General features: G+C 71.9%; 14 protein-coding genes. 5 read left to right on the plus strand and 9 right to left on the minus strand.

What is annotated here, in order from left to right; all coding sequences use genetic code 11:
- The 6 genes from EDF63_RS03265 to EDF63_RS03290 form a co-directional block, all read right to left on the minus strand.
- Complete coding sequence (locus tag EDF63_RS03265) at positions 1–615, minus strand: TetR/AcrR family transcriptional regulator (RefSeq protein WP_123311162.1); 615 nt, start codon at positions 613–615, stop codon at positions 1–3.
- Between the two features lie 66 nt (positions 616–681).
- Positions 682–1,218 (minus strand): MarR family winged helix-turn-helix transcriptional regulator, encoded by a 537-nt coding sequence (locus EDF63_RS03270; protein ID WP_123311164.1) that lies wholly within the window; start codon positions 1,216–1,218, stop codon positions 682–684.
- 18 nt (positions 1,219–1,236) lie between these two features.
- Positions 1,237–1,419 (minus strand): hypothetical protein, encoded by a 183-nt coding sequence (locus EDF63_RS03275; protein WP_123311166.1) that lies wholly within the window; start codon positions 1,417–1,419, stop codon positions 1,237–1,239.
- Between the two features lie 150 nt (positions 1,420–1,569).
- On the minus strand, positions 1,570–2,205 hold the full coding sequence (locus EDF63_RS03280) for a hypothetical protein (RefSeq protein WP_123311168.1): 636 nt from the start codon (positions 2,203–2,205) through the stop codon (positions 1,570–1,572).
- A 1-nt stretch (position 2,206) separates the two neighbouring features.
- Positions 2,207–4,240: a primary-amine oxidase gene (locus tag EDF63_RS03285; protein ID WP_123311169.1), complete on the minus strand. Its 2,034-nt coding sequence runs from the start codon at positions 4,238–4,240 to the stop codon at positions 2,207–2,209.
- An 80-nt stretch (positions 4,241–4,320) separates the two neighbouring features.
- On the minus strand, positions 4,321–5,814 hold the full coding sequence (locus tag EDF63_RS03290; RefSeq protein ID WP_123311171.1) for an APC family permease: 1,494 nt from the start codon (positions 5,812–5,814) through the stop codon (positions 4,321–4,323).
- Between the two features lie 208 nt (positions 5,815–6,022).
- Between EDF63_RS03290 and EDF63_RS03295 the strand changes: the two genes are divergently transcribed.
- From EDF63_RS03295 to EDF63_RS03315, 5 genes are all read left to right on the plus strand, one after another.
- Positions 6,023–7,540 (plus strand): APC family permease, encoded by a 1,518-nt coding sequence (locus tag EDF63_RS03295; RefSeq protein WP_123311173.1) that lies wholly within the window; start codon positions 6,023–6,025, stop codon positions 7,538–7,540.
- Positions 7,537–8,187, plus strand: a complete 651-nt coding sequence (locus tag EDF63_RS03300; RefSeq protein WP_260232959.1) for a helix-turn-helix domain-containing protein — start codon at positions 7,537–7,539, stop codon at positions 8,185–8,187. The genes EDF63_RS03295 and EDF63_RS03300 overlap by 4 nt, the downstream gene beginning before the upstream one ends.
- A gap of 43 nt (positions 8,188–8,230) precedes the next feature.
- Positions 8,231–8,917 (plus strand): SDR family NAD(P)-dependent oxidoreductase, encoded by a 687-nt coding sequence (locus EDF63_RS03305; protein WP_123311175.1) that lies wholly within the window; start codon positions 8,231–8,233, stop codon positions 8,915–8,917.
- 250 nt (positions 8,918–9,167) lie between these two features.
- Positions 9,168–10,379 carry a sensor histidine kinase gene (locus EDF63_RS03310; protein ID WP_123311177.1) on the plus strand — a complete coding sequence of 404 codons (1,212 nt, stop codon included), beginning with the start codon at positions 9,168–9,170 and terminating at the stop codon, positions 10,377–10,379.
- The gene (locus tag EDF63_RS03315; RefSeq protein ID WP_123292887.1) at positions 10,376–11,050 is read left to right on the plus strand and encodes a response regulator transcription factor; all 675 of its coding nucleotides are present in this window, start codon (positions 10,376–10,378) and stop codon (positions 11,048–11,050) included. Before EDF63_RS03310 ends, EDF63_RS03315 begins: the two co-directional genes overlap by 4 nt.
- Here the strand turns inward: EDF63_RS03315 and EDF63_RS03320 are convergent.
- The 3 genes from EDF63_RS03320 to EDF63_RS03330 are packed head-to-tail and all read right to left on the minus strand — an operon-like array spanning position 11,047 to position 14,911.
- A complete protein-coding gene (locus EDF63_RS03320) occupies positions 11,047–11,811 on the minus strand; it encodes a triose-phosphate isomerase family protein (protein WP_123311179.1) in 765 nt (254 codons plus the stop codon). The two genes, EDF63_RS03315 and EDF63_RS03320, sit on opposite strands and share 4 nt — an antisense overlap.
- Complete coding sequence (locus EDF63_RS03325; protein WP_123311181.1) at positions 11,808–13,523, minus strand: dihydroxyacetone kinase family protein; 1,716 nt, start codon at positions 13,521–13,523, stop codon at positions 11,808–11,810. Before EDF63_RS03325 ends, EDF63_RS03320 begins: the two co-directional genes overlap by 4 nt.
- Positions 13,520–14,911 (minus strand): MFS transporter, encoded by a 1,392-nt coding sequence (locus EDF63_RS03330; protein WP_123311183.1) that lies wholly within the window; start codon positions 14,909–14,911, stop codon positions 13,520–13,522. The genes EDF63_RS03325 and EDF63_RS03330 overlap by 4 nt, the downstream gene beginning before the upstream one ends.
- Positions 14,912–14,922: the final 11 nt, after the last annotated feature.

A 14,922-nucleotide genomic window follows, 5' to 3' on the forward strand; every position in this document is an offset into this window, starting at 1 on the left:
TCACTCCGGCGGCGCGGGCACGATCTGCTCGAGCAACCGCAGCACCTTCTCACCGTCGACGGCCTCGGGGTCGAGCAGCCACTGCACCTGCAGCCCGTCGGACGCCGCGATGCTGAGCGACGCGAGGTCGACCGGGTCCAGGTCGGCGCGGATCCGCCCCGCGGCTTGGTCCGCCTCGATCAACGCAGCGAGGTCGGCCCGGAGCCGCGTGAACCGTTCCCGCATGAAGTCGCGGGTCGCCGGGTGCCCCTCCTGCACGGCGTCGGCCGCGAGCGTCGTGTACAGCTGCACGAGCCCCGGTACCGCGCGGTTGCGCGAGGCGCTGTCGCGCATGTCCCCGATCGCCGACTTCAAGCGGTCGGGCGCACCCTGCTCGCGCACCTCGTGCTCGCGGTAGACGGCGAGCAGCAGTTCGTCGCGGCTCGGGAAGTAGTGGCGCAGCGCGGCGTGGGTGATCCCGAGGGCCTCGGCCACCGATCGCAGCGACGACGCGTCGACACCCTGTTCCGCGACCATCCGGATCATCTCGTCGAGGATCTGGGTCCGGCGCTCGGCACCCTTGCGGTACCCGCCGCGTCGCGGCGGGGCCGCGTCGTCGTCGGCGGGGTGCGTCATGCACCCAACTTACCGCTGGAAGGTTTTAGCACCACCCCAGGACTGGAGGCCCGTGGCCGGGTCGCGTCAGCCCCGGTCGTCGACCGTGTACTCGTCCACCGGAACGGGCAGCCCCTCGGCGAGGGCGTCGCTGATCTTCGTCAGCGACTCCGCGAGGACGGCGTTGTCCGCGTCGGACAGGTTGTCGAGGACCTCGACCACGGCTTCGTGGAAGCGGGCGTACGAGGCGTCGATCTTCTCGGCGGCGAGGTCGGTGGGTTCGAGGACCTGCGCTCGTCGATCGGTCGGGTGGGCGGTGCGGACGAGGAGTCCCTTGTCGACGAGCGAGTCGACGAGCTTCGTGACCGAGGCGTTCGACACCGTCAGCATGACGGCGAGGTCCTTCGGCCCCATGGTCCTGCCATCCCGGTGCGCCTGCAGCATGTACCGGATCGCCAGCGACTCGTTCTTGCTCAGGCCGCTCTCGATGCGTGCGGACTCGACCTGCTGCTCCTCGGCGTGCTGCAGGCGCAGCAGTGCGTCGACGGCGGTCTTCGCGGCCTCGGATCGGGGCTCGCGGGCGTAGAGGTGGACGTGCTCTCGACGGACGACGGTCAACGGCATGCGATCATGCGCTCCTTGCTACGCGGCGGGGACGGTGAAGAAGTCGGCGTACACCGGCTCGGCGCGCGCGGCGAGCAGCGACGGGTCCTCGATGCGGCGCTCGACGTAGGCGTCGATGACGGCGGGGTCGGTCAGACCGATGCGGGTGTGGCTGCCACCGATCCGTGCCGCCCGAGGCATCCCGGAGTACGTGCTGTGCATGTCTGATCCCGCCCTTCTGCGGCCGTTCGTCCCCTGCGGACGTGAGAACTGTTTCACAACGTGAACGTTCTCCGCAACGAACGATTCGGGAAATGTACGTTTCGCGCGCCGAATCGTTCGCATCGTGCGTGAAGCCGACCGCCGGCAGCGTCAGAGCATCGCTGCGGCCATGACCGCCGCCGCGATGCCCATGGCGAGCGTCTCGACGACGGGGAGTGCCCGAGCGCGACGCCGGAGGCCGTCCCGCACCATGTGGGCGGTGAGCAGCAGGTAGCCGGTGGTCAGGCCGCCGAGGACGACCTGCCACGTCACGGCGACCGCGCCACCGTGTCCGTGCATGCCGACACCCGCCATGCCGGTCATGCCGGGGTCGTGCGCCATGCCGACCCCCAGCGCGCCCATCACCAGCAGCCCGAGCGCGGCGTGCAACCGCCCGAACCGACCGTGCGCCGACGCGACCCGGACCACCGGAGCCGACCCGGGCCTCCCGTCCGAACCGGACGCACCCGACGCACCGGACGCACCCGACGCACCCGACGCACCCGACGCACCGGACGCGCTCTGCAACCGGTGCACCATGGCGACCACCACGGCGAGCAGCGCGAGCACGACGAACCAGAGCACGCCGGGCAGGACTCGGGGCGCGAAGGCCCCGTCCACCATCGCGGCCACCATCACGACCGCTGCCACCACGTCGACCGCACGGCCGGGGCGCCACGCCCCGACCGTGCAGCAGGCTCCGGCGGACGCCGGCACGATCGCGGCGAGCCCGAGCAGGTCGGTCACGTCAGTGTCCGTGCCCGTGGTCGTGTGCGACGGCGTCGTGCGCCGCCTCGACACCACCGGACGCGTGGTGCGAGCAGTGCGACGCCGCGGTGGCTCCCATGGCCGCCGGCACGTTGAGGGCCGGGTTCCGCCGGAAGAAGCCGTACGGCTTGAGCGTGAACTTGGCGTAGTCGACCGGCATGACGGGCCAGTCCTCGGGTCGCGGGAAGTGCGTCGGGCCGAAGGTGTGCCAGAGCACGATGTCCTCGCCGTCGAGCGACCGGTCCCCCTCGACGTACCGGGCCACTCCGTCGCCGCCGGGGTTCTGGTGCACGAAGTCACCGGCGGCGAAACGCTCCGCCGGGTCGTACTGCGTGACGTACAGGTGCTTGCGTGCGAACTCGGCGCGTGCGGCCACCGACGACGAGTCGTCCGCGAGCAGCACCGGGGCGTCCTGCGGGTACAGCACGTATCCGGTGGGGCGGTCGAGGTGGTTGCGCTCCTCGGTGTTCGAGACGAACCACGTGCGGGCCTTCGAGGCATCGGCGAGACGCCCGGACGTCGACTCCGACGCGATGCGGGTCACCGACTTCGTGAACGCGTTGCCGTGCTCGTTGCCCGGTCCGACCGGCACCCGGACCGCGTCGACCTCGTCCACCGCGTTCGACAGTCCGTCGACCATCATGTCGAGTCGCGCCGAGAACAGGTGCTGGTGGTACGGGGCACCGAGGCCGGGTGCGACCTCGGAGGCGTACGGGTAATCCGCGCCGGACTCCGAACGACCCGGGTACGACGACGTGAAGAGCACGCCGGTGAGCTTCGCCTCGCACTCGATCGTGCCGTCCAGGTACAGGTACCAGTAGAAGCCGTAGTCGTAGTTGCCGACGGTGGTGAAGAACGAGATCACCAGCCGGCGGGATCGACGGACCTCCTGCGAACCGGTGTAGATGTCGCCGTGCTTCCAGAGCGTGCCGAAGTCCTCCTCGTGCATGCAGATGCCGTTGCGGATGGTCTGCGGGTTCCCGAGCTCGTCGGCCAGGACGGCGTCGAAGTACTGGATCTCACCGACGCAGTCGCAGCCGAGTTCGAGCGAGTTCGTGAACCGGCCGAACAGGTACTCGCCGGTGTCGAAGTAGTTCTGCCAGAACCGCACCGGAGACGGGTCGCCGTACGGCACGAGCATCTCGTCGATCGACGCCCGGTACACGATCGGGCGCAGCCGCTCGCCGTCCTGCCACGACATCTGGCGGAGCACCAGCCCCTCGCGGGCGTCGAAGCCGACCTGGAACCGCCAGTTCGCCCACTCGACGAACTCGCCGTCGACGCGGAACGACGGCCCCTCGGGCTGGGTGATGACGATCGGCTTGAGGTCGAGCGGTTCGCCCTGCACCACGGGGTCGTCGAAGTTGCCCGAGGTCGTCGGTACGGGCATCTCCGCCACGTCCACGATCCGCGTGACGGCCCGGTTCGCGGCGTCGACGTAGGCCGACAGGCCGTCGACGGGGTGCGCCCACACGTGGTCGGCCGGGTGGTCCTGCTTGAACGCGAGCACGCGCAGGATGCGCCGCCCCTGCTCCTCCGGGTAGTCGTAGTAGCCGGCCGAGAGCGGCACGCACTTGACCTCGTCGACGGACAGGCCGCGCTTCGCCAGGGCGGCGACCCAGCGCTCGTCCGCGCCGGCGATCTCGCCGACGGCGTCGAACTCCTCGATCAGGACGGGCAACTGGCCGCGGGATCCGTCGAGCACGTCGGTCCGCAGCACCGTGCCGGTGGTGATCGACACGACGCGGTCCGTGGAGCGGCCGGTGGCCATGTCGAGCAGCATCACGCGTGCCGTCCGGTCCGGCAGGGGGCCGTCGCCGGCCTGCCACGCCAGGACCTCCTGCTTGTGCGGTTCCTCGAGGCCGACGTACGCGAAGCGGGTGGTGTCGGTCCAGTCCGGCTGCGCCGTGACGAGGTCGCGGACGGCGGTGAACTCCTCGGGGGTCAGGCTGCCGAGCGGGTGCGTGGTGGTGGCTGCGTCGGTGGTCGCGGTGGTCGGGTCGGTGATCGTCATGTGCGTGGTGCTCCTTGCGCGTTGCGTCGTGCGTGGGGTCTGGTCGGTTCGGCCGGGAGGCGCGTGGTGCGCCCGGCGGGTCAGCTCTCGGTGGCGAGACGGTCGAGCATCTGCTCGTAGCGGCTCCGGCTGCGGCGTCGCAGCACGACCGCCTGCACCACGCCGATGACGGGGACGACCACGACCAGGCCGGTGAGCACGATGCTCACGACGCCGAAGACGCTCGCGCCCGATGCATCGACGTCACCGACCAGGGTCGGGAAGTTCACCCAGATCAGGACTGCGGCGGCGACGAGGCCGAGGAACCCGAGGACCGGTGCGACCACGGTGTTCCACACCCGCCGGTCGCCCGGGTTGCGGCGGAAGTACACGATCACGGCGAGGCTCGTCGCGGCCATCAGGATCGCGACGCCGAGGGTGGCGACACCGGCGAACCAGCTGAACACCTGCAGCACCGGGTCGAGGCCGAGCACCGCGAACAGGACCATCAGGACGGCGGCGGTGACGGTCTGCACCAGGCTCGAGGTGTGCGGGGACGCGTGCTTCCGGTGCACGTCGCCGAGCCGGCCGGGCAGCAGCGACGCGTTCGCCATCGAGTGCTGGTAGCGGGTGATGACGTTGTGGAACGACAGGACGCAGGCGAACATGCTCGTCAGCAGGAGCACGTTGAGCACGGCCTCCCCCGCGCTGCCGATGTACTGCGCCGCGGTGGTGAGGATGAGCGAGCCCGGGTCCTTCGCGACCTCGGCGAGGATGCCGTCCGGGCCCCAGGCCATCACGAGCCCCCACGACGCGAGCGTGTAGAAGACGCCGATGCCGATCACGGCCGTGTACGTCGCACGCGGGATGGTCCGCTCCGGGTCCTTCGCCTCGTCGCGGAAGATCGCGGTGGCCTCGAACCCGATGAACGCCGCGATGGCGAACATCAGCCCGACGCCGGGCGAGCCGGACATGATCTGCGTCGGCTCGAACGGTGCGAGGGACAGGCCGTCGGCCCCGCCGCGGAACACGATCGCCGCGACCAGGACGAGCACGATGCCGACCTCGCCGACGAGCATCACGCCGAGCACCTTGCTCGACAGGTCGATGTGCCGGTAGCCGAGCATCCCGACCAGGGCCACGACGACCAGGGACCAGACGTACCAGGGGATGTCCGGTCCGCCCAGGCCCGTGACGGTCACGCCGAGCAGGTACCCGATGTAGCCGTGCACGCTGACCTGGATGGTCGTGTACGTCAGGAGCGCCAGGGTCGCGGCGCCGGCTCCGGCCGGACGACCGAGCCCGTGCCCCACGAAGGTGAAGAACGCGCCGGGCCGCGGCACGTGCCGGGTCATCGCGGCCAGACCCACCGAGAAGAGCAGCAGCACGACGGCCGACGCGGCGTAGAGCGACGGGAACCCGACGCCGTTGCCGAGCAGCATGCCGAGCGGGGCGGCGCCGCCGACGACGGTGAGCGGGGCGGCGGCCGCGACGACCATGAACACGATCGCGGTGACGCCGAGCGAGCCGCGCATGGTCCGCTGCGGCGCGGGTGCGGCTCCGAGTGACGCGGGGTCCTTCGTGATGCTGGACATCGTGGCCTTCCGGTTCGGGTGGGTGGGACGCAGGTGGTGGTGCTGGGTGAGACCACGGTCCCGTGCCGCCGTTGCGGTGCCGTTCCACCGGCGTGAAGCCCTGTCGCCGCCGAATGGGACGTGCTCACCGGGGACGTCTCATTTGCGCGAGACGCCGCCGAAACACCACGGAGACACGGGCGCAACGGCGCAGCCCTACGGTTGCCGCATGACCGCGCTCGACCGAGCCATCGCCGACCCGCCACGGGTGCCCGGCATCGGCACGCGTTCCCCCGTCGACGGGTTGTCCCGGCGGAGCATCGGCCCGGTCGACGTCCTCGCGCAGTCGGTGTCCGCCGTGGCACCGTCCGCCGCCGCGACCACCATCCCGGTCCTCGTCGCGACGGTCGCGGGGCAGGGTGCCACGTGGTCGCTCCTGGCCGCGATGGCGCTGTCGTTCCTGGTCGGGCGCACGGTGAACCAGTTCGTCCGACGCGTCGCCGGCACCGGCTCGCTCTACACCTACGTCTCGATCGGGCTCGGCCCGGTCGCCGGGGTCGTCGCGGGCGCCGCCCTGCTGCTCGGCTACGGCTTCATCGCGATGTTCTCGCTCACCGGCAGCGGGTACTACCTCGACTACCTGCTGTCCCGCTTCGTCCCGGCCGCCGGCGACGACGCCCTGGTCACGATCGTCGTCGTGCTGGTGATGGGCGCCGCCGTCTTCGCGGTGATCGCGCTCGGGGTCCGGTTGTCGACCCGGCTGACGCTGCTCGTCGAGTCGCTGTCGGTGGCGGTCATCGTGGTCCTGATCGTCGCGCTCGTCGCGCGCCTGCACCCGGTCGACGCCTCCGCCGTCGCCCTCGGGCCGACGCAGCCCGCGTCGTTCGCGGTCGGTACCGCCCTCGCCGTGACCGCGTTCGTCGGGTTCGAGAGCGCGTCCGTGCTCGGCGTGGAGGCCCGGCGCCCGTTCCAGGCGATCCCCCGCGCGATCTCGTGGACCGTCCTGGTCGCCGGGGCGCTCTACGTGGTCAGCGCTGCGGCCCAGCAGATGGGGTTCGCGGCCATGGGAGCCGACCTCGCGTCGAGCGCCTCGCCCGTCAACGAACTGGCGAACGCCTTCGGCATGCAGTGGATCGGGTGGGCGCTCGACATCGGGATCGCGGCGTCGTTCGCGGCGTGCGCGATCGCCTCGACGACGGCGCTCGTGCGGGTCCTGTTCGCGATGGGCCGCGAGGGTGTGCTCCCCCGCGTGCTCGGCCGGGCGTCCCCGCGATTCCGGACGCCGTTCGTCGCCGGCGCGGTCGCCTGCGGCGTGCTCACGGTACTGCCGGTCCTGGGGCTGGCCAGCGGCATCCCGACCTGGACCCTGATGGAGGCCGAGCTCGTCGTCGCCGCCCTCGGGTACATCGCCGCCTACGCCCTGACGTGCTTCGCGGCACCGGTGTTCCTGCGGCGCATCGGCGAGCTGACGGCGGGGGTCGCGGTCGTCGCCGTCACGACCGGGGTCCTGCTCACCGCCGTCCTGCTCACCTACCTCGGGGTCGAGGCGGCGTCGCCCCGCTGGCCGGCCGTCGCCATCGCCGTCGGGTCGGTCGCCGCGGTGGTGGTCGCGTTCCTGGTGGCCACGCGTCGGCGACCCTGGCGACGGGGTCGGAGCCGCGCCGTGTACGACGTGCCGGTCGAGGCGGACCTGCTGGGGGCCTCCCGTCCGTCCGCCGGAACCGACCACCAGGCGGGGGTGCGGTGAGCGAACCCGGACTCCGCGCACGGCAGCCGAAGGCGATCCAGAACGCCCTCGCGGTGCTGGAGGCCGCCGCGCACGCGGGACCGGGCGTCACTGCCCAGCAGATCTCGGAGGCCCTCGGGATGCCGCGGGCCACCACCTACCGGCTCATCACGCTGCTCGTCGAGGACGAGTACCTCGTCCGACTGCCCGACCTGCGCGGCTTCGCCCTCGGCCACAAGGTCGCCGACCTGGCCGGGGTGTCGGCGGCTCCGGCACTCGCACCGCTCCCCCGTGCCGTGCGGTCGGTGCTCGCCGACGTCCGATCCGCCGTCCGGGCCGGCGTGCACCTGGCGCGCTACGACGTCGCCGGCGTGCGCGACATCGACGTGGACCCGGACTTCCCCCTGCTCGACGAGGCCGCACTGCGGGCGACACCCGGGTCGAGCGCGATGGGGCGGTTGCACGCCGAGGGCGGCCTCGGACCGGTGCACCAGGTCGGCGCGTTCACGGCGGGGTTCGGGTGCCTGGCGCTCCCCGTCCGCGGGGAGCGCGGAGAACTCGTGGCCGGGCTGACCCTGTCGGCGCCGGCCGCTCGGGTGTCGTCGCCGGGGGACGCACTGGTGCACCTGCGGCGGGCGGTGACGCGGCTCGAGCCCCTGCTCGGGTGACCGGCTCGCGGACAGCGGTGCGGGCCCGGCATAGCGTGGGCGCGTGGACCTCGAACTCAAGAACCGTGTCGCACTCGTCGTCGGAGGCAAGGGGTACATCGGTGCCGCCGTCGCCGACCGCCTCCGCACCGAGGGGGCGACCGTCGTCGTCGCGTCCCGCAGCGCGGAGAACTCCGACGGCAGCGTGTCGATCGACACCGCCTCGCAGGACTCGGTGGACGCGGGCATCGCCACCGTCCTCGAGCGGCACGGGCGCATCGACGTCCTGGTCGTGACCGCAGCACCGAGTGCGAGCACCCTCGACCCGGCCCGGAAGTCCGACCCCGCACAGGTCCTCGACGCGATCGACGGCAAGGCCCTCGGGTTCCTCCGGGTCGCGAACGCCGTGCTCCCCGCGCAGCGCGAGGCCGGGTTCGGCCGCGTGGTCGTCGTGAGCGGGCAGAACGCCTACTTCTCCGGCAACATCACGGCGTCGCTCCGGAACACGGCGGTGAGCGTCATCGCGAAGAACCTGGCCGACGACGTGGCGGGCACCGGGATCACGGTGAACATCGTCAACCCCGGGACGGTGACGGACACCCCGTCCGCCGAGGTCCGCCCCGGAGGCCCCGGCGACTCGACACCGCAGCAGATCGCCGACCTCATCGCGTTCCTGTCGTCGCCGCTCAACGCGGTGTCCGGCGAGTCCGTCTCGATCGCGCACCGCCAGCGGGGCTCCGTCGTGGTCTGATCCCCGAGTACCGGGTGGTCGCATCTCGCTTCACCCGCAGGGACGAAGCGCTTCGCCCCTGCGCCCGATGCCCACGGGGCGCCGTCCAGCGAGTCTGGTGACATGGAGTCCTCGACGAAACACACCATCGCCACGCTGCTGCTCTGTGCCGCGATCGTCGCCACCACCGTCATCGCCCTCGCCGCCATGACCCCCGGCGCGTGACGTCGGCGCACGCCGCCCGACGCGGGCGGCATGCGATGATCGAGCCGTGACGGACCGGCGCACGCTCATCCGGCCGCTCGCCACCCGTTCGATCGTCGTCGACGTGGCGTGGGCGGTCCTGGCGGCGTTGGTCTTCCTGCTGCCGATCGAGGTCGAGCTCGAGCACGCGAGCTTCTTCGCGGTGCTCGCCGCCGCCGGCGCGATCGCCCTGCGTCGGGTCTCCCCGTCGGCGGCGATGCTGATGGTGGTCGTCCTCGGGATCATCCAGGTGGGCGGCGGCGAGCGCCCGTCGCTCGTCGACCTCGCCATCTTCGTCGTCATCGGCACCGCGGCCGTGGTCGGCACCCGGACCGAGGTCATCCTCTCCGGGGTGCTCGCGCTCGTCGCGGGCGTCGGCGCGACGTTCTACCTCGCCGTCACCGGCTTCCGGTACCTGGTGCTGCTCAACGGCCCCCGCGACCAGGCGTTCCTCGCGATGGCCGCACCGGTCGCCGCGCTCCTCGGGGTGTGGGCGGGCGGGGTCGCCGTCCGGGCCTTCCGGTCGCGCGACCGCGAATCCGTCCGTCGAGCCGACGCCGAAGCTGCCGCGTCGCGCGCCGAGGCCGTCGCCACCGAGGCCGAGGCCACCGCCACCCGCGCCATCGACGTGGCGGAGTCCGAGCGCATCCGCGCGGACATCGCCCGCGACGTGCACGACGTCGTCGGCCACTCGCTCGCGGTGATCATCGCCCAGGCCGACTCGGTGCCGTTCCTGGCCGACGAGGCCCGCATCCGCGAGGTCAGTGCCACCATCGCCAGCACCGCCCGCAGCTCGCTGGTCGAGGTCCGGCAGGTCCTCGGGCACATCGACGGCTCCGGGGAGACGACCGACCCCGGCTCGCTCGAGGAGATCGTGCAGGGCATCCGCGAGGCCGGTGTCGACGTCGACCGTACGGTGCGTGGCGTCCCGGTCCCGCTCCGGCCGGACACCGGTACGGCGGCCCGGCGCGTGCTGCAGGAGATGCTGACCAACGCACTCCGGCACGGCGCACCGGGTCTGCCCGTCGTGGTCCGTGAGACCTGGCGGAGCGCCGACGTCGTGCTCGAGGTCGAGAACGTCGTCGGCGACGGCACGACCGGGGGCTCCGGCCGGGGGATCGACGGCATGCACACCCGCCTCACCGCACTCGGCGGGTCGTTCGACGCCGCCGCGCTGGACGACGTGTTCGCCGCACGCGCCCGCATCCCGTTCGACGTCCAAGGGGGACCCGTCCGATGACCGAACCGATCAGGATCCTGCTCACCGACGACCAGGCGCTGTTCCGCGCCGGTCTGCGCGTGGTGCTCGACGCCCAGGACGACATGCACGTGGTGGGCGAGGCCTCCGACGGCGCCGAGGCCCTCGACCGCATCCGGGAGCTCCGGCCCGACGTGATGCTGCTCGACATGCGGATGGCCGGCATGGACGGTGTCGAGACCGTCCGTCAGCTGTTCTCCGGTGCCGTCGAGGGGCCGCTCCCCCGCGTCGTGGTGCTCACCACGTTCGGCCTCGACCCCGCCGCCGCGACCGCGATCCGGCTCGGCGCGAGCGGCTTCCTGCTCAAGGACGCCACGCCGACGTTCCTGTTCGCCGCGGTCCGGGCGGTGCACGAGGGCAGCTCCGTCATCGCGCCGAACGACCTCGCGCAGTTGTTCGGGGCCGACGTCGCCAGGGCACCGGCTCCGCAGCCGTCCGAGTTCCAGGCGCTGACCGAGCGGGAACGGGTGGTGTTCGGCTGGGCGTCGCGCGGGCTCTCGAACGCCGAGATCGCGACGAAGGAGTACGTCACCGAGTCGACCGTGAAGACCCAGATCTCGAGCATCCTCGGCAAGCTCTCGCTGCGGGACCGCGTGCAGCTCGTGGTCTACGCGCACGACCACGGGCTGGCAGGCACCCGCGACGGGTCCTAGCCCGCTGCGACCTCGTCGAGGATCGCCTCGACCGCAGCCGGGTCGTGCGCGAACCGACCGAGGAACAGCCCGCCGATCCGTCCGGCACCCCGGGTGAGCAAACCGGGCCCGGCGCTGCCCCCGTACAACACGGTGCTCCCGCGCAGCTCGGACCGCGTGGCGAGGTGCTGCTCGATCCCCGCGAGCACCGCCACGATGTGGTCGTCCGGCGCCGGCGCGGGCGCGCCGATGGCCCACACCGGTTCGTAGGCGACGGTCAGCGCCCCGCCCAGTCCGTCAGCGACGGCCGTCGAGACACCGCGGTCGAGCTGCGCGGTCACCTCCGCCACAGCGTCCGCTGCACCCGGACGGGAGGCTCGGGTCGTCTCCCCGACGCAGAGGAGCGGGCGCAGGTGGTTGCGGAACGCCGCGTGCACCTTGGCCGTGACGGTCGCGTCGTCCTCGTGGAACAGGGAGCGTCGTTCGGCGTGCCCGATCTCGACCAGGTCGACCCCGATCTCCCGCAGTTCGGTGCCGGAGACCTCGCCGGTGAACGCTCCCTCGTCGGCCCACGACAGGTCCTGCGCGGCGAGGATCACTCCCGACCCGGAGAGCACGTCGCGGACGGGCACGAGCGCCGGGAACGTCGGCGCCACGAACAGCGTCGCCGCTCCCGACCGCGTCGCGGGGTGCCGCCGGGCGATCTCCGCGACGGCCCCGGCCCACTCCAGGGTCCGGGCGTGCGAGAAGTACGTCTTCAGCGACACCCCGATGGTGATCACGGTGCGAGGGTCTCCACGATGAGCGCGAACGACACCGCTCCGGGGTCCGGGGTGCCGACGGCCTGCTCGGCGTGGGTGCGTGCGCGGCCCATCTTCGGGACGAGCGACGCGGTGGCGTCGGCGGCCTCGCGGGCGGCGCTGACGGCGTCCGTCCAGGCGTCCGCGAGCGACGCTCCCGCGTCGATCCGCGTGCGCAGCACCTCGTCGAACGGCACGAGCGCGTCGACCATGGTCTTGTCGCCGGTGGTCGCGCCGAACGCGAGGACGGCCTCGGTGGCGGCGTGCACCGCGCTCTGGACCGTGGCGGCTGACGGGCGATCCTCGTCCCCGAGGACGCGACCCAGTGCCTCCAGGGCGGCTCCCCAGATCGCACCGGACGTCCCACCGGCCTTGTCGGACCACGCGTCTGCCGCGATCCGCAGGACGGATCCGACACCTGCGCCGGCGGTTACTGCACCAGCAGCTGCAGCCTCTGCGGCGTGCGCGCCGCGCTGCATGCCGATGCCGTGGTCGCCGTCACCCGCGACGGCGTCGATGCGTCCGAGCTCGTCGGCGTGCTCGTCGAGGAGCGCACGGACGGCGGCGAAGCCGGCCGCGACCCGCTCGCCCACCGCGCGCGAGTCGTCGCTCGCCGCGCCGATGGCGACCGCCTCGGCGTCCGCTTCGACGGTGGAGGGGTCGACGCGTTCCTGCGGGACGGCGCCACCCTTGCGGTACGCAGGGGTGTCCGCGGCTGCTGCCCAGAGTTCCTCGAGCTCGTCGTCGAGCCAGAACAGGGTGAGCGAGACGCCGGCCATGTCGAAGCTCGTGACCAGTTCGCCGACCTCCGGCTCGACGATGACGATCCCCGCGTCGGCCAGCCGCTGCTGCACCGAGCGGTAGACGACGAAGAGCTCCTCGTACTTGACGCTGCCCAGCCCGTTCAGGATCGGGACGACGCGCGGTCCGTTCGCTCCGTCGAGCGCCACGCCGTCGGGCAGTTCGTCGAGCAGACGGGACACCAGCAGCTCGGCCAGGCCGCCGGCGGTGGGCACGTCCGTCTCGTCGATGCCCCGCTCACCGTGGATGCCCATGCCGATGGCCATCCGGCCCTCGGGCACCGTGAACAGGGGTTCGTCGGCACCGGGCAGGGAGCACCCGGAGAACGCGACGCCGAACGACCGCGTGCGGTCGTTGGCGCGCTCGGCGACGGCCGTGACCTCGTCGAGGCTGCGGCCCTGCTCGGCGGCGGCACCGGCGACCTTGAAGACGCAGAGGTCACCCGCGATGCCGCGACGCTTCGTCGCCTCGTCGGCCGGGGCGCTGGTGACGTCGTCCGTCACCCGGACCGTGCGGACCGGGATTCCGTCGGCCTCGAGCGTGCGGGCCGCGGCGTCGAAGTTCAGGACGTCACCGGCGTAGTTGCCGTAGCTCAGCAGCACCCCGCCGCCGTGCTCGGCGGCCCGGGCGACACCGGCCACCTGCTGCGCGCTGGGACTGGCGAACAGGTTGCCCATCGCGGCACCGGCAGCCAGGCCCGGCCCGACGAGTCCACCGAAGGCCGGGTAGTGGCCGGAACCGCCCCCGATCACGACGGCGACCGTACGGTCGGGGCTGGTGGTGGCGCGGGCGACGCCGCCGTGCACCTTCCGCACCCACCGCTCGTTCGCGACGACGAAGCCGTCGGTCGCCTCGTCGGCGAAGTCCGCCGGGTCGTTGAACAGTCTGGTCACGCGTTCGTCTCCTTCGACGTCGTGGTGCGGACATGCGAGGTGTCGAGGAGGTCATCCGCCTTCGACCCCCGGAAGAACTTCGTGCAGAAGATCATCACCGCTGCGACGAACGCCAGGACCCCGAGCGAGACGATCCCGAACGCACCGCTGTCGGTCGGCACCACCTCGTTGATCGCGGTGCGCATGATCGGGGCGACGAACCCGCCCAGGTTGCCGAGCGAGTTGATCAGGCCGATGCCCGCCGCGGCAGCAGCCCCGGTGAGGAACGCCGTCGGGTACGCCCAGGTGATCGGACCGACGGCCAGGAAGCTCGCGACCGCCAGCGTGATGAACACGATGCCCAGGATCGGCTGCCCGTTCGCGCCAGCCCAGGCCGAACCGAGGATCGAGAGCCCGGTCGTGACGTAGAACATGGTCCCCCAGCGACGGCGGCGACCGACGGAGTCCGCCTTCGACCCGACCAGGTAGCAGGCGACGAGTCCGACGAGCCACGGGATCGCGGTCACGAGGCCGACCTGCCACCCGACGTCCTGCCCGAGCAGCGAGGAGACCTGCTGCGGCAGGTAGAACGTCGTGCCGTACACGGCGACCTGCAGGCAGAAGTAGATGATCGTGAAGTACCAGACCCGGCCGCTCGCCATGGCCTTCCAGATGCCGGTCGGACCATCCGCGCTGCGGGCGGTGTCCTCGCGTGCCATCGCCGCCGTGAGCGACTGCTTCTCGCCCGGCTCGAGCCACTTCGCCTGCTGCGGACTGTTCGTCAGGAACACCAAGGCCGCGATGCCGGCGAGCACCGCGAGGATCCCCTCACCGAAGAACATGACCTGCCAGCCGTGGAACGGGGTCGCCTGGTCACCGAAGCTCAGCAGCCCGCCGGACAACGGGGCACCGATCATCTGCGAGAACGGCTGCGCCAGGTAGAAGATCGCGAACATCCGCACGCGCACCTTGTTCGGGAACCACTCCGACAGGTACATGATCACGCCCGGGAACAGCCCCGCCTCGGTCACACCGAGGATGAAGCGCAGGACGATGAACATCGTGTCGTTCGTCGTGAAGGCGAACAGCGCGGCGACGATGCCCCACGTGACCGCGATGCGGGCGAGCCAGAACCGGGCACCGAAGCGCTTGAGCAGCAGGTTCGACGGGATCTCGAAGATCGCGTAGCCGATGAAGAAGATGCCGGCGCCGAGCGCGAACGCCGCGTCGGAGATGCCGCGGTCGACGCTCAGGGCCTCTTCGGCGAACCCGACGTTGGTGCGGTCGAGGAACGCGACGAAGTACAGGATGACGAGCATCGGCATGAGGTGCTTCGTCGCCTTGCCGATGGCGGACTTGAGGCCGGGGTCGTTCGTCGACCCGAGCGCGGGGGCATGGGGAAGTGACACGGGTTCGCTCC

Origin of the sequence: Curtobacterium sp. JUb34 (genome assembly GCF_003755065.1) — a bacterium.
Taxonomy (GTDB): Bacteria; Actinomycetota; Actinomycetes; order Actinomycetales; family Microbacteriaceae; genus Curtobacterium.